This is a genomic window from Microvirga sp. M2 (genome assembly GCF_047497095.1).
Classification (GTDB): Bacteria; Pseudomonadota; Alphaproteobacteria; order Rhizobiales; family Beijerinckiaceae; genus Microvirga.
This window is the reverse complement of sequence record NZ_CP134063.1, coordinates 266,406-287,153: the sequence shown is the minus strand read 5'-3', so window position 1 is coordinate 287,153 and position 20,748 is coordinate 266,406. Positions and strand designations below refer to the sequence as shown.

Here is a 20,748-nt window from a genome sequence, read left to right as displayed (position 1 = left end):
ACGGACAGGATCAAGGCGAACGGCTTCCACGCATTTGAGGCGTAGCTATTGATCGTTCGCTGCTTTAGCTCCTCGTTCTCTTCAGGAGAGAGCTGTCCCGCGATGCACGCGTCCACTCTCTGCTGTCCAAATTCAACTTCGTACATTTTCCAGCAGTGGGCTGCATATTCGCCTTCGAATGTGTTGGCGTACCGGCCAAGTCTCCACTCCTGCTTGTATGCAATCCACACTGTCAGTCCCAGCCACAGGACACTGAGCGCAAGGCCGATCCTGCTGGCTGATGGCGTCACTTCTTCTTACCCCCGAACGGGAAGCCGCCGATGCCCGGAAGACCAGGCATCTTCGAGCCACCCAGGCCCGGCAGGCCCGGAACGCCCTTCGGCATCGGAGGCAGAGCGCCGCCCGCGCCGCCCGGAAAATCCGGGAGCTTGCCGCCCATCTGCTTCTGCAGGGCCTCGATCTGCTCTGGCGTCGGCTGGGGCATGCCGCCCATGCCGCCCCCGAGACCGAACATCTTGCCGAGCGCGCCCGCCATGCCCTTGCCCTTGCCACCGCCCATCACCTTCATGACGTCGGCCATCTGGCGGTGCATCTTGAGGAGCTTGTTGATGTCCTCGACCTTCGCGCCGGAACCGGCCGCGATGCGCTTCTTGCGCGAGGCCTTCAGGATGTCCGGATTGCGGCGCTCGGCCCGGGTCATGGAATCGATGATGGCGCACTGACGCTTGATGACCTTGTCGTCGATATTCGCGTTCTCGAGCTGCGACTTCATCTTGGCGATGCCGGGCAGCATGCCGAGCATGCCGCCGATGCCGCCGATCTTCTCCATCTGGCTGAGCTGATCGCGCAGATCCTCGAGGTCGAACTTGCCCTTGCGCATCTTGTCGGCCATGCGCTGGGCTTTTTCGGCGTCGAAATTCTCGGCAGCCTTCTCCACGAGGGAGACGATGTCGCCCATGCCGAGGATGCGGTTGGCGACGCGCGAGGGATGGAACTCCTCCAGCGCATCGACCTTTTCGCCCGTGCCGATGAGCTTGATCGGCTTGCCCGTCACGGCGCGCATCGACAGAGCCGCGCCGCCGCGCGCATCGCCGTCCATGCGGGTCAGCACGATGCCGGTGACGCCGAGGCGCTGGTCGAAGGCGCGGGCGGTGTTGACCGCGTCCTGACCGGTGAGCGCGTCGGCGACGAGCAGAACCTCGTGCGGGTTGGTGGCGGCGCGCACGTCCGCGGCCTCCACCATGAGCGCCTCGTCCACGGTCACGCGGCCCGCGGTGTCGAGCATCACCACGTCGTAGCCGCCCAGACGCGCGGCCTCCATGGCGCGCCGGGCGATCTGCACCGCGCTCTGGCCCGCCACGATGGGAAGCGTGTCGACGCCCACCTGCTTGCCGAGCACGGCGAGCTGCTCCATGGCGGCCGGACGGCGCGTATCCAGCGAGGCCATGAGCACGCGGCGGCCTTCGCGATCCTTCAGGCGCCGGGCGATCTTGGCGGTGGTCGTCGTCTTGCCGGAGCCCTGGAGACCGACCATGAGGATGCCGACCGGCGGGACCGCCTTGAGGCTGATCACCTCCGCGTCCGAACCCAGCATCTCCACGAGCTGGTCGTGGACGATCTTCACCACCTGCTGTCCGGGAGAGACCGACTTGACGACCTCCGCGCCGACCGCGCGGGCCCGCACCTTGTCCGTGAAGGAGCGCACGACCTCGAGCGCCACGTCGGCCTCGAGCAGCGCCCGGCGGACTTCGCGCAGAGCGGCGTTCACATCCTCTTCGGTCAGCGCGCCACGGCGCGTGAGCGAATTGAGGATATTGGAGAGCTTGTCGGAAAGGCCTTCGAACATGTTCACTCAATTCCTTTTGCGATGAGTGGTACATCGCGATCCGCGATGGCCTTTTCAAAGTGCTGGATTGCCGCCTCGAACTTGTCGCGGCAGCCGGGATTGCAGAAGCCGACGACCTCTCCGCGGTAACGGGTGAGCGAATCCGCCGCGATCGGCTTTCCCGACCACGGGCAGGTCTCGTTGACCGCGTCCTCGATGCGCAATGTCTCGTCGGCCATCGCCTCGTCCATCCCTTCTTCGCCACGGCCGGGACGGACCCGGCCGCGACGGGCGAGCGGAAGACCCAAAGAGAAACGCGCCCGAGGGCGCATCGCGCTGTCGGACGTTGACCTCCAGCCTCTCGGGCTGGTCGGCGGCTCAAAGGGCTCGCTCTACAGATTTGCGGTCAGCCGATAGAGGAAAGGGGGATCGGAGTCAAGGAAAGAGCTGCTTCCGCAAGCAAAGGGGGCGCATTTGAGCGCCCCTCCGAAGAATCATTCCTCGTCCGTGTCGTCTTGATCTTCGTTGCTTTCTGAACCGGAAATGCTCAGAATTTGGTTGCTCGCTCGCCGGGAGCGTTCAACCCATTTTGTCGAAAGAACAAGCCAGTCGCCGTCAAGGTCGACCAGGCAGAGGCCCAGCCCTTCACATTCTTCGAGGATTTCCTCTAGCCGCGCTTGATGGAGGCGTTTGCGATTAGCCAGCCGGCACAGTTGCTTGTGTGACAGGATAAACCTGCCGCGTGGTTTACCTGACCAGTCTGCATTGAAGGTCTTGGATAAAATCCGCGCAACCTTAGCAGGATCAAACTCAGGCACAGCCGAACGGCTGATGCTAAAAGATAGTGACATATGCTTACTCCGAAGCTTTCGGGTTAGGCCGGATACTATGACGCTGGCTTCTGCTTGAAGCGCGAGGTCATTGTCGCCCAGCAATTTCATCCTATCAGAAGCATGTTCGTGCATAAAGTCCTAAAATTCTTTTCCCGTAAGAACCGCTACTACCAGGGCCCCGTGACCGACCATTTCGACGGGGTGCGGTTCTTCTCGCCCAGCCAGCCGCAGGACAAGGGCTTCGTCGAATTGCTGCGCTGGCAGCTCGGCGGTGGCAGGAAGCCGTGGCCGGAGACCTTTCCGAGCCCCTTTCGGGATCGCCCTCCCGGCGCGGTCGGGGGCCTGCGGACGGCCCTCATCGGGCATGCCTCCTTCCTGCTCCAGGTGGCGGGGCTCAACATCCTCATCGACCCGGTCTTCTCGGAGCGGGCGAGCCCGGTCTCCTTCTCGGGACCGAAGCGGCTCAATCCGCCCGGCATCGCGTTCGAGGACCTGCCGCCGATCCATGCGGTCCTGATCACGCACAACCATTACGACCATCTCGACACCGCCACTCTCGGGCGCCTCTGGCACGTTCACCGGCCCCGCTTCGTCGCTCCGCTCGGCAACGATGCGGTGATCCGGACGGCGCACCCGGAGATCGCCGTCGAGACCCGGGATTGGGGCGGCTCGGTGGATCTCGGCCACGGCGTCACCGTGCATCTGGAACCCGCCTATCACTGGTCCGCGCGCGGCATCAACGACCGCCGCATGGCGCTCTGGTGCGCCTATCTGCTCACGACGCCCGAAGGCACGATCTACCATATTGGCGATACGGGCTTCGGAGACGGCCGGATCTTCCACGCCGTCCGCGAGCGCTTCGGCAAGATCCGCCTCGCCCATTTCCCTATCGGAGCCTACGAGCCGCGCTGGTTCATGGAGCCGCAGCACATGAACCCAGAGGATGCCGTGAAGGCGTTCCGAATCGTCCAACCGGACCAGGCGCTCGGCCACCATTGGGGCACCTTCCGACTCACCAACGAGGGCGTCGAGGAGCCGCCTGCCGATTTGGCGGCGGCGCTGCGGGCGGCGGACATTCCGGATGGGCGGTTCAAGCCTCTCAGGCCCGGCGAGGCCTGGGAAGCTGGATCGCCGCCGGGCTGATCAATCGGGCTGGATCACTTCGGCTGAACGTAGATGTTCACCTCGAAATCGGTGTCCTGCGCATCCGTGAAATTGCTCACGTATTCCTCGATGAAGGCGTCCTTGGCGACGATTTCCTTGATGTCGAGATAGGCCGTGATCGTCTCGTAGGTGCCGTCGATCTCGTCATAGGCGTCCTTGTGCACGAAGCGGAGCGCCTTGCCCTCCGGGGTCTTGCCGAACTTGATCTCGGGGGTCAGCTCGGTCTTGCCCTCCGGCACCTGCGCGACCGGGATCATGGCCTCGTATTTGAAGCCGTTGTCGTCGGTATCGATGAAGATCGCGATGGGGCGGCCCGCCGGGGCGATCCCGGCCTTCTTCAGTTCGCCGTCGAGCTTGGCCACGGCATTCTTGAGATTGACGAAGGCCTCGTCCCAGGTGCTGGTGCCGGACAGCACGGCGGCGGGCTTCGCCGTGAGCACGCCCTCCTCCACGCCGCTGGCATCGCTCGGATTGGGGAAGAGCGTCGTGCTCGCCGACGGCTGAGCCGGTGCCGGCGTGGCGGGGCTCGCCGGAGCCGGGCTCGCGGGCGCGGGCTGCGCCGTCGCGGGCGGCTGGTTCTGGGCCGGCGTTTCCGGAGCGGGAGCGGCCGGGGCCGCCTCGGGGGCCGGGCTCGCAGGCGCGGCCTCCGGCTTCGCGGGGGCGGCAGGGGTTGCTTGGGCGGGGGCCGCTTGGGCGGGGGCCGTTTGGGCGGGCGCCGGATCGGCCGGAGGCGGGCTCGCGGGCGGCGTCTGCGCCAGAGCCACGCCCGAGCAGAGGGCAAGCACGAGAACGATGGAGGAGGAGCGCAGCCGCATGGGAGAGTGCCTTAAAGCGTCGAATCACGAAGGGATCACGGGCCGGAGCATAGGAGGGTTTTGGTCCGGTCGCGAGGGCGTCCCGAAACCTCTGTGGAGGACGGATGGTAGCAGCCCGACATCCCCTCTCGCGGTTTTCGACGTTTTTTGCCATATACGGGCCCATGAGCGCCTGCACGAGCCCCCGATGAGCCCCCTCGCAAACCACCGCTTCCTGAAGATGAACGGTCTCGGCAACGAGATCACCGTGCTCGATCTGCGCGGCTCGGCCCATAGGGTCGGGGCGGCGGAGGCCCGCGCGATCGCGGCCGATCCGGGCTCGCGCTTCGACCAGCTCATGGTGCTCCACGATCCGGTTTCCCCCGGAACGGACGCTTATCTGCGCATCTACAACACGGACGGCTCGGAATCCGGCGCCTGCGGCAACGGCACCCGCTGCGTGGCCTGGGCCATGGTGACCGACCCGGTGATGAGCCGCCCGGCAAACGGGGGGCTGGTGCTCGAAACCAGGGCGGGCCTTCTGCCGGTCACGCAGGTTTCCGAGACGGTCTTTACCGTCGACATGGGCCCGCCGCGCCTCGACTGGAACGAGATTCCCCTGCGCGATCCCTATCCCGACACCCGCGCCGTCGCGGTGGACACGCATCTGCCCGGACATCCCGAACTCAGGACCGCCTCCGCCGTCGGCATGGGCAATCCGCACGCCGTCTTCTGGGTCGAGGATAGCGCAGCCTACGATCTTGCCGCCATCGGCCCGGTGCTGGAACACGATCCGGTTTTTCCCGAGCGCGCCAATATTTCCTTCGCTCAAGTGGTCGGTCCCGATCGCGTGATCCTGCGCGTCTGGGAGCGCGGCGTGGGGGAGACCCGCGCCTGCGGGTCCGCCTCCTGCGCCACGCTGGTTGCGGGCGCCCGCAAGGGCCTGACCGGCCGCCGGGCCACGATCTCGCTTCCCGGCGGGGATCTCGTCATCGCATGGCGCGAGGGCGACGGCCATGTGCTCATGACCGGCGCGACGGAGCTGGAGCACGAGGGCTTCCTGTCCCCGGCCCTCTTCGCGGGAGCGGCGTGATGGGCGTCGAGGTCGTCACCTTCGGCTGCCGGCTCAACACCTACGAGTCGGAGGCGATGCAGCGCCACGCCCAAGCGGCAGAGCTCGGCGAGGTCGTCATCGTCAACACCTGCGCGGTCACCTCCGAGGCGACGCGCCAAGCCCGCCAGTCGATCCGCCGGATCGCCCGCGAAAAACCCGACGCGCGCATCATCGTGACGGGCTGCGCCGCCCAGGTCGAGCCGGAAACCTTCGCGTCCATGCCGGAGGTGTCCCAGGTTCTCGGCAACCACGAGAAGATGCAGGCCGAAACCTGGAGCGCCATGCGCGATTTCGGCGTGGGCGCATCCGAAAAGGTTCTCGTCGACGACATCATGGCCGTGAAGGAAACCGCCGTGCATCTCATCGACGGCATGCGCGGGCGCACCCGCGCCTTCGTGCAGGTGCAGAACGGCTGCGACCACCGCTGCACCTTCTGCATCATCCCCTATGGCCGCGGCAATTCCCGCTCCGTGCCCATGGGCGCGGTGGTGGAGCAGGTGCGCACATTGGTGGAGCACGGCTCGCGCGAAGTGGTGCTCACCGGCGTCGACATCACGAGCTACGGCAAGGACCTGCCCGGCGAGCCGAAGCTCGGCACCATGGTCAAGAGCCTCCTGCGCCACGTGCCGGAACTGGAGCGCCTGCGCATCTCTTCCATCGATTCGGTGGAGGCGGACGACGACCTGCTCGACGCCATCGCGAACGAGAGCCGGCTGATGCCGCATCTGCATCTCTCGCTCCAGGCGGGCGACGACATGATCCTCAAGCGCATGAAGCGCCGGCATCTCAGGCACGACGCGATCGCGTTCTGCGAGCAGGTGAAGCGGCTTCGCCCCGACATGGTGTTCGGGGCGGACATCATCGCGGGCTTCCCGACGGAAACGGAAGAGATGTTCTCCCGCTCCCTCGATATCGTCGAGGAATGCGGCCTCACGCATCTCCACGTCTTCCCCTTCTCGCCCCGCCCCGGCACGCCGGCCGCGCGCATGCCGCAGGTCGCCCGCGACCTCGTGAAGGACCGCGCCCGCCGCCTGCGCGCGAAGGGCGAGGCGGCCCTGGTGAAGCATCTCGGTGACGAAGTCGGCGCCAGGCGCAACGTGCTGGTCGAGACCGACCGGCTCGGCCGCACGGAAGGTTTTACGCTCGTGCGTTTTGCCGGCGACGTGACGCCTGGCGCAATCGTGCCGGTCACCATCGCGGGCCATGACGGCAAGGAATTGCTGGCGGCGTGAGACGCCCGTCATCCCCGGCCCTGTGCCGGGGATGACGAAGGACATATCAGTCGTGCAATCCCGGATGGGCTTCGCCGTCCGCGATCACACCGCACATTCTCACCCGCTCCCGCATGTGCTCCGGCACCGGTGCCTCCACGACGATCGGCGGCTTCTTGGGATAGAGCGGCACCATGACGCTGCGGGCATGAAGATGCAGGCCCGGGCCGTGAAATCGCGGGGCCGTGCCGTAGATCGGATCGCCCAGGATGGGAAAGTTCATGGCGGCGCAATGGACGCGCAGCTGATGGGTGCGGCCCGTGACGGGGCGCAGTTCGAGCAGGGCGAGGCCGTCCGTGCGGCCCAGCACCCGCCATTTCGTCAGCGAAGGCTGGCCCTTGGGATCCACCTTCATCCACCAGCCGCGATCGGGCGATTTCGGCCCCAGGGACAGATCGATCTCTCCCTCCTCCGCCTCGGGCCCGCCCTCGACCACGGCCCAATAGACCTTGTCGACTTCACCTTTACGAAACAGCTCGTTGAGGCGGGCGATGGCTTTCGGGTGCCGCCCCAGGATCAGGCAGCCGGACGTGTCCTTGTCGAGGCGGTGCGCCGCCTCCGGACGGCGGGGCAGGCCGAAGCGCAGGGCATCGAGATGATGAAACAACGTTTCTCCACCCTTGGGGCCGGGATGCACCGGCAAACCGGCGGGTTTGTCGATCACGAGCATCAGGGCATCGCGATACAGCAATCGGCTCACTATCTCTTCCGCATTCATGACGCCTCGGCTATCGAGGCACAGGCACTAAATCAAGCACAAGCATTCACGAGGCAGCTAAGACCCATGGCCGAGACCAAGCCCGGATTCCTGTCCCGTCTCTTCGGGCGCAAGGCCGAACCCCAGCCGGAACCCTCGCCGCAGACGCCCCAGACACCCGAGATTCCCCGGATTTCCGATGTCGGCAGCGAGCCGGAGACCATGCCGTCCCCGCCGGCGACGGCGGCGAACGATCTGACGGCGGCTCCGCCGAGCGTCACCACGGCCTCGCCGGACACGCCTGAGGAGAACAAGACGGCTCCCGAGCTCGCCGGGGCCGATCTGCAGCCCGTCGAGACACGCGAGCCCGGAGGCGGCAGCCCGCAGGAGCCGATCCCGCACATCCTCACCGAAGCCGGTCCCGAACTGCGCCTCGACATCGCGGCCGCGGATCTGCCCTCTCCCGAGCCTGCTCCCGCCGAGGTGGTTCCACCTCCCCTGCCCGAAGCCACATCTGCCCCAGCCACATCTGCCCCAGCCACATCTGCCCCGGCGGAGAAGCGGGGCTGGTGGCAGCGCCTCACGGAGGGCATGCGCCGCACCTCCACGTCCCTGTCGGACAGCGTCACGGGCCTCTTCACCAAGCGCAAGCTGGACGATGCCACCCTGCAGGATCTCGAGGACGCGCTCATTCAGGCCGATCTCGGCGTGCCGACCGCCATGCGGATCACCGAGGCGATCTCGGCGGGCCGCTACAACAAGGAGATCTCGCCGCAGGAGGTGAAGGCCATTCTCGCGAGCGAAGTGGAGAAGACGCTGCAGCCCGTGGCGCGTCCTCTCGAGATCGATCGCGCCAAAAAGCCCTTCGTGATCCTCATGATCGGCGTGAACGGCGCCGGCAAGACCACCACCATCGGCAAGCTCTCGCAAAAATTCCGGCGCCAGGGCCTCAAGGTGATGCTGGCGGCGGGCGACACCTTCCGGGCAGCCGCCATCGAGCAGCTCAAGGTCTGGGGCGAGCGGGTCGGCGCGCCGGTTCTCGCCCGCGAGCAGGGCTCGGACGCGGCCGGTCTGGCCTTCGATGCGCTCCAGGAAGCGCAGGCCAACGGCACGGACGTGCTGCTCATCGACACGGCTGGCCGCCTGCAGAACAAGGCCGGGCTCATGGCCGAGCTGGAAAAGATCGTGCGCGTGATCCGGAAATTCGACGAGAGCGCGCCTCATGCCACCCTGCTCGTGCTCGACGCCACCGTGGGTCAGAACGCGGTGAGCCAGGTCGAGCTGTTCCAGAAGGCGGCGGGCGTGACCGGCCTCGTGATGACCAAGCTCGACGGCACCGCGCGCGGCGGCATCCTGGTGGCGCTTGCGGCCAAATTCGGCCTGCCGGTCCACTTCATCGGCGTCGGCGAAGGCGTGGAGGACCTGGAGCCATTCACCGCAGGGGATTTCGCAAAAGCCATCGCCGGGATAGAAGCGACACCATGACCGACGAAAAGCGCCTCCCGCCCGTTCTCAAGCTCGCCCTCGAAATGGGGCCGCTCGCTCTGTTCTTCATAGCAAACGCCTATGCGGATAAATTCGGCGTCGCGGAGAGCCAGCGCATCTTCGTGGCAACCGCCCTCTTCATCGCCGCGACGCTGGCGGCGCTGGCCACCTCCTATGCGCTCCTGCGCAAGCTGCCGATCATGCCGCTGGTATCGGGCGTGGTCGTGGTGGTGTTCGGCGGTCTCACGCTCTTCCTGCACGACGAGACCTTCATCAAGCTCAAGCCCACCATCGTGAACTCGATGTTCGGCCTGATCCTTCTGGGTGGGCTCTATTTCCGCAAGCCCCTGCTCGAGATCGTCCTCGACAGCATGTTCGAGCTGACGGAAGAGGGCTGGCGCAAGCTCACCCTCCGCTGGGCCCTCTTCTTCTTCGCGCTCGCCGCCCTCAACGAGATCGTCTGGCGCACGCAGACCACGGATTTCTGGGTGAGCTTCAAGGTCTTCGGTATCATGCCGCTGACCATCGCGTTCGCCCTCGCGCAGACGCCGCTGCTGCTGCGCTACGAGGTGAAGAAGGCGGAAGAGGCCTAAAACATCGGATCGATCCCAAAAGTGGAATCCGCGTTTCGGTCCAATGCTGTCAGTGCGGCCATGACGGGAGAGCGATGACGGGAGAGCGATGACGGGAGAGCGATGACGGTCGTGAGCCGTCATTGGGCCGGCCGCATCAGCACCATGGTGCGCGTGACGCCGGGCAAGGGCTCGTGCGCGATCTCCGTCCAGAGGGCGTCCTCGCCGGCCTCCTGCACCGCCTCCCGCGAGGCCAGCATGTCGCAGCCTGCGTTCTTGGTGGCCTGCTCGATGCGGGATGCGATGTTGACGGTTTCGCCCACGACGGTGAATTCCAGGCGGCTTTCGTCGCCCACGACGCCGCAGAAGACTTCGCCCGAGTGGATGCCGATTCCCACGCGCACCGGCGGATCGAAGCGCCGCTTCGCGTTCCAGCGTTGAATCAGCTCCAGCATCGTGCGTCCGCAGGCGAGCGCCCGGCCCGCATCGCCGTCCTGCGCGCCCGGTACGCCGAACAGGATCAGTGCGCCGTCGCCGGTGAACTTGTCGATCACGCCGCCATGGCGGCTCGCCGCCCGCAGCACGCGGCGGCGAAACGACGTGATGAACACGGCGAGCTGCGCCGGATCCATGGTCTCGCCGAACGAGGTCGAGGCGCGTATGTCGACGAACAGCACGGTGATGCGGGTGCGCCGCCCCTGTCTCAGGGACGCGAAGGATTCCTCCGTGAGGATGGGCGCCAGCTCGCGCGGCAGGTAGCGGGTGAGATTGAGGCGAAGCGTCGTCTCCCGCACGGCCCGCTCCAGAAGCACCCGGCTCTGCCGCGCCACGAGGATCAGGATCATCGCGAGCGAAAGCACCATGGCGATGCGCACCATATTGGCCTGTTCGGAGAACAATCCGGAGATCTCCGACAGGTCCTGCTGCCGCTGCGCGGGGGTGAGGGAGCCGCCGCCATAGGCGAGAAGCGACAGGCCGACGACATAGATCAAGGCCACGAAGGCCTGAAGGCGCGGCTGATAATGGATGGCCGCCGCCGCGATGGTGATGGGCACCACCCAGGCGGCCGGAAAGGCCGCGAAGAGGTTGCCGGGAATGCCTAAGCCCCAATGGGTGTAGGCGAGATTGCCGAGGATCAGCAGGGCGTCGAGCACGGCCGTGATCATGGGCAGCCTGTCCACGGCGATCCGCTTGGACGCGAGCCAGGCCCCGCACCATCCGAGCGCCCCGAACAGGGTCAGGGTGAGCTCGGCGATCCAGATCTGCCTCACGGCGACGGGGTTGGTGACCTCGATGCCGCCGGTCACGGCGATGACGGTCAGGAGCAGCAATCCCGCCACCACCATGCGGACCAATCCGGCCCTCTGGAGGGCTCCGGCATCGGCCTCGCGGATCAGCCGATGGGTCGTGTCGCTCAGCTCCCGCGATCTCCGGCGGCTGAGGAGCGAGATCCAGGCGGAGCGGAAGCGCGACAATTGATCCACGGGTTCTCTTCGTCCGATCTCGGGTTTATCACGAACAGGCGCCGGAAGAGCGGATTGGCTCGCGCTTCAGGACAGACCATGCCGAAGGAATAAATGGCTCATGACCGAGACCTCTCAAGCTATCGCGATCTATGTGGATGCCGATGCCTGCCCGGTGAAGAACGAGGTCTACAAGGTCGCGGAACGCCACGAAGTCAAGGTCTTCGTGGTGTCGAACAGCTTCCTCCTCGTGCCCCAGGGCCCCCTGGTCGAACGCGTGGTGGTGGGCGCCGGTTTCGATGCGGCGGACGATTGGATCGCGGAGCGGGCGCGCCGCGGCGCCGTCGTGATCACCGCCGACATCCCCCTGGCCCATCGCTGCGTGACGGCCGGCGCCGATGTGATCGGCCCGACCGGCAAGCCGTTCACGGAAGCCTCGATCGGCATGGCGCTCGCCACCCGTAACCTGATGGAGGATCTGCGCGCCATGGGCGACGTGACCGGCGGACCGAAGCCGTTCTCGCAAAAGGACAGGTCGGCCTTTCTCTCGGCCCTGGACGTGGCGATCAACCGCCTCAAGCGCGCGGGATTTGGCTGAGCTTCTCCCTGAAAGCCGCCAGATTCCCGGGCGTCAGCGGCCCGATATGCTTGTAGCGGATCATGCCGTCGGGGCCCACGATGAAGGTTTCAGGCACGCCGTAGACGCCCCAGTCGATGGAGGCGCGGCCGTTCGGATCGACCCCGACGGCGCTGTACGGGTTGCCGAGCGCGCCGAGGAAGCGGCGGGCGTTGTCGGGATTGTCCTTCTGGTTGATGCCCACCAGCCGCACGGACGGGTCCTTCGCCAGCTCCACGAGGAGCGGGTGCTCCTGGCGGCAGGGGGCGCACCAGGAGGCGAAGACGTTCACGATGGTGACGCGGCCCTTCAGGTCCTCGTTGGAGAAGCCCGGCACGGGCTTGCCCTCGGCCAGGAGGCCCTCCAGCGGCGCGAGAGTGAAGGTGGGCGCCGGCTTGTTGATGAGCGCAGAGGGCAGGTCCGACGGATTGCGGCCCGATGTGAGCTGCAGGAAGAACAGCACCGCCAGCACGACGAAGACGAGAACCGGCAGGATGAAGATCAGCCGCGGGCGCGGCGCGGTCGCCTCAGCCACGGCGCGACCTCCGGCCGATGCCGCGGGCTTCGAACTCGGCGAGGGTGCGGACCTGCGCGCGATGATCGATCACGGCGCGAAGAACGAGGCCCGCGACCACCAGGGCCGTGACCGCATAGGACAAGACGATGAAGAACGTATGGGTCATCAGGCGGCCTGTGCGTCGAGGCGCTCGGCCTCGAGAAGATGGAGCGTGCGCACCCGGCGGCGCAGGATTTCCGTGCGGATGCCCGAAAGATGCAGCGCCACCCCCATGAACGTGAAGCCGACCGCCATCACGAGCAGGGGCACGAGCATGGAAGGATGAATCGTCGGCCCGCCGAGGCGGAACACGGATGCGGGCTGGTGGAGCGTGTTCCACCAATCGACGGAGAATTTCACGATCGGCACGTTGACGGCGCCCACGAGCGTGAGGATCGATACGGCCCGGGCGGCACGGTTCGGCTCCTCGATGGCGCGCCAGAGAGCCAGGATGCCGAGATAGATGAGCAGCATCACCAGCATCGAGGTGAGGCGCGCATCCCATTGCCAGTAGGTGCCCCACATGGGCTTGCCCCAGAGCGAACCGGTGACGAGGCAGATCAGCGTGAAGGCCGCGCCGATGGGCGCCGCCGCCTTCTGCGACACGTCCGCCAGGGGATGGCGCCATACCAGGGTGCCGATCGCGGACGACGCCATGATCACGTAGAAGAACAGGGACAGCCAGGCCGCCGGCACATGGATGTACATGATCTTCACGGTCTCGCCCTGCTGGTAGTCGGCGGGCGCCACGAACCAGACCATGTAGAGGCCGAGGGCGAGCGACAGCACGGCCAGGCCCGTCACCCAGGGCAGCAGGCTGCCGCTGAAGCTCATGAAGCGGGACGGATTGGCAAGCTCACGGATCATACGCACGATGTAGCGGCCTTCGCCGACGCCTGCAACGAGGAGCAGCTTTTCGGCCCAATAACGATTTCGCCAGAGTGGCCGTTCTCTAGCCGCCTAGCCCTGCTCCGGCAATCCGGTGTTGCCCGTATGGCTTTAAGACGCATCGGCGCATCCGCCCTTTCGCTCTCCGGTGCCCGCGCCTTTCAATCGCCACGGGATCCGCCCTATGGTTAGGCGTATCTTTGTTGCGGAGCAAGCCATGCGTCTTCCTGTCCTCCTGATCGCCCTGGGCCTGTCCGGCACCGCCTCCGCGCAGGAGATCTCGCTGCGTCTGCCCGTCGCCTGCGAGATCGGGCGCACCTGCATCATCCAGCATTACGCGGACCACGATTCGAGCACGGCAGCTCGCGACTACCGGTGCGGGACCCTGACCTATGACGGGCACGACGGGACCGACATCCGCCTTCCGACCCTGGCGGCCCAGAAGGCAGGCGTCGCCGTGGTGGCCTCGGCCGACGGCAGGGTCCTGCGCATCCGGGACGGCATGGAGGATGTCTCCGTCGCGAGCCGGAGCCGCGACAGCGTGGCCAATGCCGAATGCGGCAACGGCGCCGTGATCGACCACGGCAACGGATGGCAGACGCAATACTGCCACATGGCCAAGGGCAGCCTGTCCGTGAAGCCGGGCGACGCGGTGCGGGCGGGCGATCCGATCGGACGGATCGGCCTGTCGGGCATGACGGAATTTCCGCATCTGCATTTCACCGTGCGCAAGGACGGACGGGTCGTCGATCCGTTCACCTCGGGCCCGGCGGCCGAGGCCTGCGGCACGAAACAGACGGCCTCGCTCTGGGAACCTTCCGTCGAACGCGCCCTCGCCTATCAGCCCGGCAGCGTCCTGAACAAGGGCTTCGCCCCCGGCCCCGTCACGATGGAAGCCATCGAATCGGGTGCGGCGGAGCAGAGCGTTCCGGCCACCGCCTCCCCGGCCCTCGTGGCCTATGTGCGCGCCATCGGGCTCAAAGGCGGCGACGTGCAGAGCCTCACCCTGTTCGACAGCGACGGGAAGCCGCTTGCCCGCAACACGGCCCCGCCCCTCGACCGCGACAAGGCGCAATGGATGATGTTCGCCGGAATCAAGCAACCTGCAGGCGGCTTCCGCCCCGGCCTCTACCGGGCGATCTATCGCGTCGAGCGCGACGGCAAGCCCGCCATCGAGCAGGCCTTCGGGATCAGCCTGGGGCCGTGAGGCCCCATTCCCCGTCATCCGGCCGCTCGTGTCATCCCCGCACGGCCCCTGGTCGACACAGGGTGAATTATTCCCCCGACCTGAGCGCCGCCGCCGCGCCCACCGTGCCGACGACGGCCGCGATGAGGGAGAGCGCGGTCAGGATGAGGAAAGGCGTCGCGAAGGGAATCGTGCCGCCCAGCGCCGCATTCGCGGCCGAGACCCCGAAGATCAGGGTCGGGATCATGAAGGGCAGAACCAGGATCGCCAGGATCAGGCCGCCGCGGCGCAGCGAGGCGGTCAGAGCCGCCCCCACGGCGCCGATGAAGGTGAGCGCGGGCGTGCCGACGAGAAGGGTCGCCACCATGGCGAGCATGCCCTCGGGAGACAGCGCGACGAGCAGGCCGAAGAGCGGCGCCGCGATGGCGAGCGGCAGGCCGGTGGTGAGCCAATAGGCGATCACCTTGGCGAGCACGACGACTTCGAGGGGCGCGGGCGAGAGCCGGAGAAGCTCGAGGGAGCCGTCCTCCTGGTCCGCCTGGAACAGCCGGTCGAGGCCGATGAGGGTCGCGAGCAGGGCCGCGATCCAGAGGATCGCCGGGCCGATTCGCGACAACAGGTTCAGATCGGGACCGAGCGCGAAGGGAATCAGCGTCACGATCATCAGGAAGAAGATGAGGCCCATGACGCCCGAGCCGCCCACGCGGGCGGCGAGCTTCAGGTCGCGGACCAGGAGGGCGCGGAAGGACCGGAACATCAGGCGTCCCTCTCTGCGAGGCGGGACGGACGCTCGATCCGGATTTCCTTCGGGTCCGACAGGAACAGGGGCGCATGCGTCGTGGCGGCGATCATGCCGCCGGTCGAGCGGTGGCTCTCCAGCAGCCGGCGGAGGGTGTCCTGCGATGCGGTGTCGAGGGCGGAGGTCGGCTCGTCGAGGAGCCAGAGCGGACGATGCGCCACGAGCAGGCGCGCGAGCGCCACCCGATGGCGCTGCCCCGCCGAGAGATACCCTACCGGCAGCCGGGCCGCATGGGCGAGCCCCACCGCCTCCAGCGCCTCGACGGAAGACAGAGCCGGATGCCCGAGGAAGTCGCGGGCGAAATCCAGGTTTTCCCGGGCGGTCAGGGCGCTTTTGAGCGCGTCCCGGTGGCCGACATAATGGAGGCTTTCGGGCAGGCTGCGCTCGCCGGCGCCCTCCCACAGGACCGTTCCGCCCGCAGGCGTCAGCCGGCCTGCCAGGAGCTCCAGCAGGGTCGATTTCCCGGCCCCGTTGCGGCCGGTGATCACCAGGGCCTCCCCGGATCGCAGCGTGAAGGACACGCCGTCGAAGATCCGGCGGCCGCCCCGCTCGCATGCCAAATCGTTAACGCTCAGACGCAAACCTTGCCCCAAACTCGGCCCCTGCCCTCATTGCACCCCAGAATGGTTCTAAACCGTGTAGCGGGATGGTTGGAAATGATCTATAGCACCCTCGGCTGCGCCGCGCGCCAAGGCGTCCAATCCGCCTCGCGCGCTTTTCCCCTGTCCGGGCGCCCCCGGAGCGGCGCGCGCATATCGCGCTTTCGGCCGAACAAACTGTTCGTAACCCAAATGCACGCGAGGATTCGCCGTGACGCTCACCAACAGCTTCAACGCCCGCCAGACACTCCATGTCGGCGACAAGACCTACACCTATTACTCCCTCGCCGAGGCCGAGAAGAACGGCCTCAAGGGCGCCTCGAAGCTGCCCTTCTCCATGAAGGTGCTGCTCGAGAACCTGCTCCGCTACGAGGATGGCCGCACGGTCACCAAGGCCGATATCGAGGCCGTGGCCGCCTGGCTCGACAACAAGGGCAAGGACGAGAAGGAGATCGCCTATCGCCCCGCCCGCGTGCTGATGCAGGACTTCACCGGCGTTCCCGCCGTGGTGGACCTCGCCGCCATGCGCGACGCCATGAGGAGCCTCGGCGGCGATCCGCGCAAGATCAACCCGCTCGTCCCGGTCGATCTCGTGATCGACCACTCGGTGATCGTTGACGAGTTCGGCACGCCGAAGGCCTTCGACCGCAACGTGGAGCTGGAATACCAGCGCAACGGCGAGCGCTACCGCTTCCTGAAATGGGGCCAGACCGCGTTCGAGAACTTCTCGGTCGTTCCTCCCGGCACCGGCATCTGCCACCAGGTGAACCTGGAATTCCTGTCCCAGACCGTCTGGACCCGCAAGGACGTGGCTTCGGGTCAGGAAGTGGCCTATCCGGACACCCTCGTCGGCACCGATTCGCACACCACCATGGTCAACGGCCTCGCCGTTCTCGGCTGGGGCGTGGGCGGCATCGAGGCCGAGGCCGCCATGCTCGGCCAGCCGATCTCCATGCTGATCCCCGAAGTCATCGGCTTCAAGCTCACCGGCAAGCTGAAGGAAGGCGTGACCGCCACCGACCTGGTGCTCACCGTCACCCAGATGCTGCGCAAGAAGGGCGTGGTCGGCAAGTTCGTCGAATTCTACGGCCCCGGCCTCACCGACATGTCGGTGGCCGACCGCGCGACGATCGGCAACATGGCTCCGGAATACGGCGCGACCTGCGGCTTTTTCCCGGTCGACGAGAAGACCGTCGATTACCTCAAGACCACCAGCCGCACGGATGAGCGCGTGGCCCTCGTCGAGGCCTACGCCAAGGCGCAAGGGATGTGGCGCACGGCCGAGACGCCGGACCCGGTCTTCACCGACACCCTCGAGCTCGACCTCGGCGACGTGGTTCCCTCGCTCGCCGGCCCCAAGCGTCCGCAGGACCGCGTGACCCTCGACACCTCCAAGGTTTCGTTCGTCGACGCCATGGAGAAGGAGTTCCGGAAGGCGAAGGAGATCGGCAAGCGCGTGAGCGTGGAGAACGCCAATTTCGATCTCGGCCACGGCGACGTGGTGATCGCGGCGATCACCTCCTGCACCAACACCTCGAACCCGAGCGTGATGATCGGCGCAGGGATCCTCGCCCGCAACGCGGTGAAGAAGGGTCTGAAGTCCAAGCCGTGGGTGAAGACCTCGCTCGCGCCCGGATCGCAGATCGTCGAGGAATATTTCAGGAAGGCCGGTCTCCAGGAGAGCCTGGACGCCCTGGGCTTCAACCTCGTCGGCTTCGGCTGCACCACCTGCATCGGCAATTCGGGCCCGCTGCCCGAGAACGTGTCGAAGGCGATCAACGACAACGACCTCGTGGCCGTGTCGGTGCTCTCCGGCAACCGCAACTTCGAAGGCCGCGTGAACCCCGACGTGCGCGCGAACTATCTCGCTTCGCCTCCGCTCGTGGTGGCCTACGCGCTTGCCGGCTCCATGCACGTGGACCTGACGAAGGATCCGCTCGGCACGGGCTCGGACGGTCAGCCGGTCTATCTGAAGGACATCTGGCCCTCTTCGGCGGAGGTGCAGGAGTTCATCGACCGCACGATCACCAGCGAGCTGTTCAAGTCCCGCTATTCCGACGTGTTCGCGGGCGACGAGAACTGGAAGAAGGTCACCTTCGAGCCGGGCCTCACCTATGAGTGGCCGACCGGTTCGACCTATGTGCAGAACCCGCCCTATTTCGAGGGCATGACCAAGGAGCCGCAGCCGGTCGCGGACATCGTGAACGCCCGCATCCTCGGTCTCTTCCAGGACTCGATCACCACCGACCACATCTCGCCCGCAGGCAATATCCGGGCCGCTTCGCCGGCCGGCGAATACCTGCAGTCGCACCAGGTGCGCGTCGCCGACTTCAACCAGTACGGCACCCGTCGCGGCAACCACGAAGTCATGATGCGCGGCACCTTCGCCAATATCCGCATCAAGAACCAGATGGTGAAGGACGAGAGCGGGCACGTGGTCGAAGGCGGCTATACCATCCACCAGCCCAGCGGCGAGCGGATGTACATCTACGACGCCGCCATGCGCTACAAGGCGGAGGGCGTTCCGCTGATCGTCCTGGCCGGCAAGGAATACGGCACCGGCTCGTCCCGCGACTGGGCGGCCAAGGGCACGAGCCTGCTCGGCATCCGGGCCGTCGTCGCCGAGAGCTTCGAGCGCATTCACCGCTCGAACCTGGTCGGCATGGGTGTCGCTCCCTTCGTGTTCCAGGGCGAGGATTCCTGGGCGTCGCTGGGCCTGAAGGGCGACGAGACGATCACCATCAAGGGCCTGTCCGGCGACCTGAAGCCGCGTCAGCGCATGGAGCTGGAAGTCACCTCCCCGGATGGTTCGGTGAAGCGCGTCCCGGTGCTCTGCCGCATCGATACGCTCGAGGAAGTGGAATACTTCCGCAACGGCGGCATCCTCCAATACGTCCTGCGCCAGCTCGCGGCGTAAGGCATCCGTCAAATCGCCCGCCCTTCACGCGAGGGGCGGGCTTAGAGCATCGAACGCAAAAGTGGGACCCGGTTTTGCGTGAAAAGATGCTCAAAAAACAGTGATTACAGCCTCGGATGTGGGTTCGATGTCACATCCGATGCTGTAGGCCTGACGGAAGAAGCCCGGGCGATGAATTCATCGCCCGGGCTTTTTGCTGAATGGGGTTTTTCACGACATGGAAGGATTGCAAGGTCTGCGAGTGAAGGTTGAACTCTCGGCTGCAGCCGCTCGCCCCATCCTCGGATGACGAACTCGGAGGCGGTCGCCCTGCAGCACCTGCGCGCTTTGGTCAGCGTCGATGAGGACTCCCTGGTTGGGAGCTCTTGCGAAAAAGCTGAGTTTCAAGATCTGTGGGCTGGCCGTTCCGTGATATCCTTCGCGTACGTTATGTCTTTAAGGCTTGGCGGCAAGCTGAGGCTCGAGGACGCCGGATATCCGCAGTGCCTGGCGTCTGTCTGGGCGCGGGCGCACCTCCGGGACGTCCCAGCACGTCGAGCAATCACGAGAATTGACTCGCGTATTTCCAGCCGGGCCAAAGCGTTGCGGCGTTTTGCCCGTCCCGTATGGCGTCCCGTTGGCCTAAAGAAGCAACCTATTGCCCACGCGGGGTCGTCGGGCCGTTAACGGCTCGTTAACCATAAACCGGCGAAGCTCCCGTCATTGCTTCCTGAAGATATTGCCATAAAGCCATGAGCGACCTTCTCGTCAGTATCCGTCACGCCAAGCCCGATGATGCCCCCGCCCTGTCCCGGGTGTTCGACGCCGCCTGGCGCGAGGCCTATCTCGGCATCATTCCCGGCGTGACCCTGGACAAGATGTTCGCCCGCCGGGGCGAGCGCTGGTGGCGCTCCACCGTGACCCGGGGCCGCCCTCTCGTGGTGCTGGATATCGGCCAGGGGATCGCCGGCTATGCGTCCTACGGCCGCTGCCGCGACCGCTCGCTTCCAGCTCAAGGCGAAATCGACGAGATCTATCTGCTGCCGGAATACCAGGGGATCGGACTGGGTCGGCGCCTGTTCAAGGCCGTTCTCAACGATCTGCGCCACAGCGACATGCCGCGGGTGGCGGTGTGGGCCCTGGCCGAGAACGCACGCGCCCGCGCCTTTTACGAAAGCCTCGGCGGACGCAGCATCGCCCATGTCGAGGAGCGCATCGGCGGCACTCCGCTCGCCAAAGTCGCCTATCTCTTTCGCTGAAAACCGATTTTTGGTTCTTGTTGCGGGAGCCCAGTCCAGCTAGTGAAGCGCCAAAGCCTTGCAGGGCGCGCGGCGAACCATCCGGCTGCGGCCGCCCCGGAGGGCTTCTTTTTGCTGCATTGTTCGGTGAAACAGCCCATTCTTCACCGAGGTCGATGCCTCAAGCCTTGTTCCGGAGAACAGCTCTATGCGCCTTGACGCGATCCCGATTGGAAAGAACCCGCCCGAGGACGTGAACGTCGTCGTCGAAGTGCCGCTCGGCGGCGAGCCCATCAAGTACGAGATGGACAAGGAGTCGGGTGCCCTCTTCGTCGACCGCTTCCTGTATACCGCCATGCGGTATCCCGGGAATTACGGCTTCATTCCCCATACCCTGTCCGGCGATGGCGATCCCTGCGACGTTCTCATCGCCAATACCCGCGCCATCGCGCCGGGGGCCGTCATGAACGTGCGTCCCGTGGGCGTGCTGGTGATGGAGGACGACGGCGGCCAGGACGAAAAGATCATCGCGGTTCCGTCGAGCAAGCTGACCCAGCGCTATGACCGGGTGCAGAACTACACCGACCTGCCCGAGATCACCCTCAAGCAGATCGAGCACTTCTTCGAGCATTACAAGGATCTCGAGCCCGGCAAATGGGCCAAGATCATCCGCTGGGGCGACGCGGCGGACGCCCGGCGCCTGATCCTGGAAGGCGTCGAGCGGGCCAAGCAGAAGTAAGCTCGCCGTCCTC

21 protein-coding genes are annotated in these 20,748 nt (G+C 66.1%); 10 read left to right on the top strand and 11 right to left on the bottom strand.

Translation table 11 applies throughout. The features are described 5' to 3' along the window. Positions 1-286: 286 nt before the first annotated feature. The 3 genes from ffh to RE429_RS01395 all read right to left on the bottom strand — a co-directional run bounded on the left by ffh (position 287) and on the right by RE429_RS01395 (position 2,676). Entirely contained in the window at positions 287-1,846 is a 1,560-nt protein-coding gene (gene ffh, locus RE429_RS01405) for a signal recognition particle protein (RefSeq protein WP_414472621.1), read from the bottom strand. A 2-nt stretch (positions 1,847-1,848) separates the two neighbouring features. Next, a complete protein-coding gene (locus RE429_RS01400; protein ID WP_414472620.1) occupies positions 1,849-2,076 on the bottom strand; it encodes a glutathione S-transferase in 228 nt (75 codons plus the stop codon). Between the two features lie 243 nt (positions 2,077-2,319). Then, positions 2,320-2,676: a hypothetical protein gene (locus RE429_RS01395; protein WP_414472619.1), complete on the bottom strand. Its 357-nt coding sequence runs from the start codon at positions 2,674-2,676 to the stop codon at positions 2,320-2,322. Positions 2,677-2,784: 108 nt separating this feature from the next. Here RE429_RS01395 and RE429_RS01390 point away from each other — a divergent pair, with 108 nt between their 5' ends. After that, positions 2,785-3,801 (top strand): MBL fold metallo-hydrolase, encoded by a 1,017-nt coding sequence (locus tag RE429_RS01390; protein ID WP_414472618.1) that lies wholly within the window; start codon positions 2,785-2,787, stop codon positions 3,799-3,801. A gap of 14 nt (positions 3,802-3,815) precedes the next feature. Here the strand turns inward: RE429_RS01390 and RE429_RS01385 are convergent, their stop codons facing one another. Beyond that, positions 3,816-4,637 (bottom strand): GyrI-like domain-containing protein, encoded by an 822-nt coding sequence (locus RE429_RS01385; protein WP_414472617.1) that lies wholly within the window; start codon positions 4,635-4,637, stop codon positions 3,816-3,818. A 187-nt stretch (positions 4,638-4,824) separates the two neighbouring features. On the opposite strand from RE429_RS01385, the gene dapF reads away from it, so the two are divergent. Both dapF and mtaB read left to right on the top strand, forming a co-directional pair. Further along, a complete protein-coding gene (gene dapF / locus RE429_RS01380) occupies positions 4,825-5,709 on the top strand; it encodes a diaminopimelate epimerase (protein WP_414472616.1) in 885 nt (294 codons plus the stop codon). Continuing rightward, positions 5,709-6,962, top strand: coding sequence for a tRNA (N(6)-L-threonylcarbamoyladenosine(37)-C(2))-methylthiotransferase MtaB (mtaB, locus tag RE429_RS01375; RefSeq protein WP_414472615.1), 1,254 nt, complete (start codon positions 5,709-5,711; stop codon positions 6,960-6,962). Before dapF ends, mtaB begins: the two co-directional genes overlap by 1 nt. Positions 6,963-7,008: 46 nt before the next feature. Here the strand turns inward: mtaB and RE429_RS01370 are convergent, their stop codons facing one another. Then, the gene (locus tag RE429_RS01370) at positions 7,009-7,719 is read right to left on the bottom strand and encodes an RluA family pseudouridine synthase (RefSeq protein ID WP_414472614.1); all 711 of its coding nucleotides are present in this window, start codon (positions 7,717-7,719) and stop codon (positions 7,009-7,011) included. 66 nt (positions 7,720-7,785) lie between these two features. On the opposite strand from RE429_RS01370, the gene ftsY reads away from it, so the two are divergent. Both ftsY and RE429_RS01360 read left to right on the top strand, forming a co-directional pair. Then, on the top strand, positions 7,786-9,183 hold the full coding sequence (gene ftsY / locus RE429_RS01365; RefSeq protein ID WP_414472613.1) for a signal recognition particle-docking protein FtsY: 1,398 nt from the start codon (positions 7,786-7,788) through the stop codon (positions 9,181-9,183). Continuing rightward, the gene (locus RE429_RS01360; protein WP_414472612.1) at positions 9,180-9,776 is read left to right on the top strand and encodes a septation protein A; all 597 of its coding nucleotides are present in this window, start codon (positions 9,180-9,182) and stop codon (positions 9,774-9,776) included. Before ftsY ends, RE429_RS01360 begins: the two co-directional genes overlap by 4 nt. A 119-nt stretch (positions 9,777-9,895) precedes the next feature. On the opposite strand, the gene RE429_RS01355 is transcribed toward RE429_RS01360, so the two are convergent. Continuing rightward, positions 9,896-11,239 carry an adenylate/guanylate cyclase domain-containing protein gene (locus tag RE429_RS01355; protein ID WP_414472611.1) on the bottom strand — a complete coding sequence of 448 codons (1,344 nt, stop codon included), beginning with the start codon at positions 11,237-11,239 and terminating at the stop codon, positions 9,896-9,898. 100 nt (positions 11,240-11,339) lie between these two features. On the opposite strand from RE429_RS01355, the gene RE429_RS01350 reads away from it, so the two are divergent. Further along, a complete protein-coding gene (locus tag RE429_RS01350; RefSeq protein WP_414472610.1) occupies positions 11,340-11,816 on the top strand; it encodes a YaiI/YqxD family protein in 477 nt (158 codons plus the stop codon). On the opposite strand, the gene RE429_RS01345 is transcribed toward RE429_RS01350, so the two are convergent. The 3 genes from RE429_RS01345 to RE429_RS01335 are packed head-to-tail and all read right to left on the bottom strand — an operon-like array spanning position 11,794 to position 13,257. Continuing rightward, a complete protein-coding gene (locus RE429_RS01345) occupies positions 11,794-12,369 on the bottom strand; it encodes a DsbE family thiol:disulfide interchange protein (RefSeq protein ID WP_414472609.1) in 576 nt (191 codons plus the stop codon). The genes RE429_RS01350 and RE429_RS01345 overlap by 23 nt on opposite strands. Further along, on the bottom strand, positions 12,362-12,517 hold the full coding sequence (gene ccmD, locus RE429_RS01340; protein WP_370435659.1) for a heme exporter protein CcmD: 156 nt from the start codon (positions 12,515-12,517) through the stop codon (positions 12,362-12,364). Before ccmD ends, RE429_RS01345 begins: the two co-directional genes overlap by 8 nt. Beyond that, positions 12,517-13,257: a heme ABC transporter permease gene (locus RE429_RS01335; protein WP_414474275.1), complete on the bottom strand. Its 741-nt coding sequence runs from the start codon at positions 13,255-13,257 to the stop codon at positions 12,517-12,519. Before RE429_RS01335 ends, ccmD begins: the two co-directional genes overlap by 1 nt. 238 nt (positions 13,258-13,495) lie before the next feature. Here RE429_RS01335 and RE429_RS01330 point away from each other — a divergent pair, with 238 nt between their 5' ends. Next, positions 13,496-14,485, top strand: a complete 990-nt coding sequence (locus RE429_RS01330; RefSeq protein ID WP_414472608.1) for a M23 family metallopeptidase — start codon at positions 13,496-13,498, stop codon at positions 14,483-14,485. Between the two features lie 67 nt (positions 14,486-14,552). On the opposite strand, the gene ccmB is transcribed toward RE429_RS01330, so the two are convergent. Both ccmB and ccmA read right to left on the bottom strand, forming a co-directional pair. Then, positions 14,553-15,221 (bottom strand): heme exporter protein CcmB, encoded by a 669-nt coding sequence (gene ccmB / locus RE429_RS01325; RefSeq protein ID WP_414472607.1) that lies wholly within the window; start codon positions 15,219-15,221, stop codon positions 14,553-14,555. Further along, on the bottom strand, positions 15,221-15,844 hold the full coding sequence (gene ccmA / locus RE429_RS01320; RefSeq protein WP_414472606.1) for a heme ABC exporter ATP-binding protein CcmA: 624 nt from the start codon (positions 15,842-15,844) through the stop codon (positions 15,221-15,223). The genes ccmB and ccmA overlap by 1 nt, the downstream gene beginning before the upstream one ends. Before the next feature lie 229 nt (positions 15,845-16,073). Between ccmA and acnA the strand changes: the two genes are divergently transcribed. From acnA to ppa, 3 genes are all read left to right on the top strand, one after another. Then, entirely contained in the window at positions 16,074-18,779 is a 2,706-nt protein-coding gene (acnA, locus tag RE429_RS01315; protein WP_414472605.1) for an aconitate hydratase AcnA, read from the top strand. A 731-nt stretch (positions 18,780-19,510) separates the two neighbouring features. After that, a complete protein-coding gene (locus tag RE429_RS01310; RefSeq protein WP_414472604.1) occupies positions 19,511-20,017 on the top strand; it encodes an N-acetyltransferase family protein in 507 nt (168 codons plus the stop codon). Between the two features lie 187 nt (positions 20,018-20,204). Further along, positions 20,205-20,735, top strand: a complete 531-nt coding sequence (gene ppa / locus RE429_RS01305) for an inorganic diphosphatase (RefSeq protein ID WP_414472603.1) — start codon at positions 20,205-20,207, stop codon at positions 20,733-20,735. Positions 20,736-20,748 lie beyond the last annotated feature (13 nt).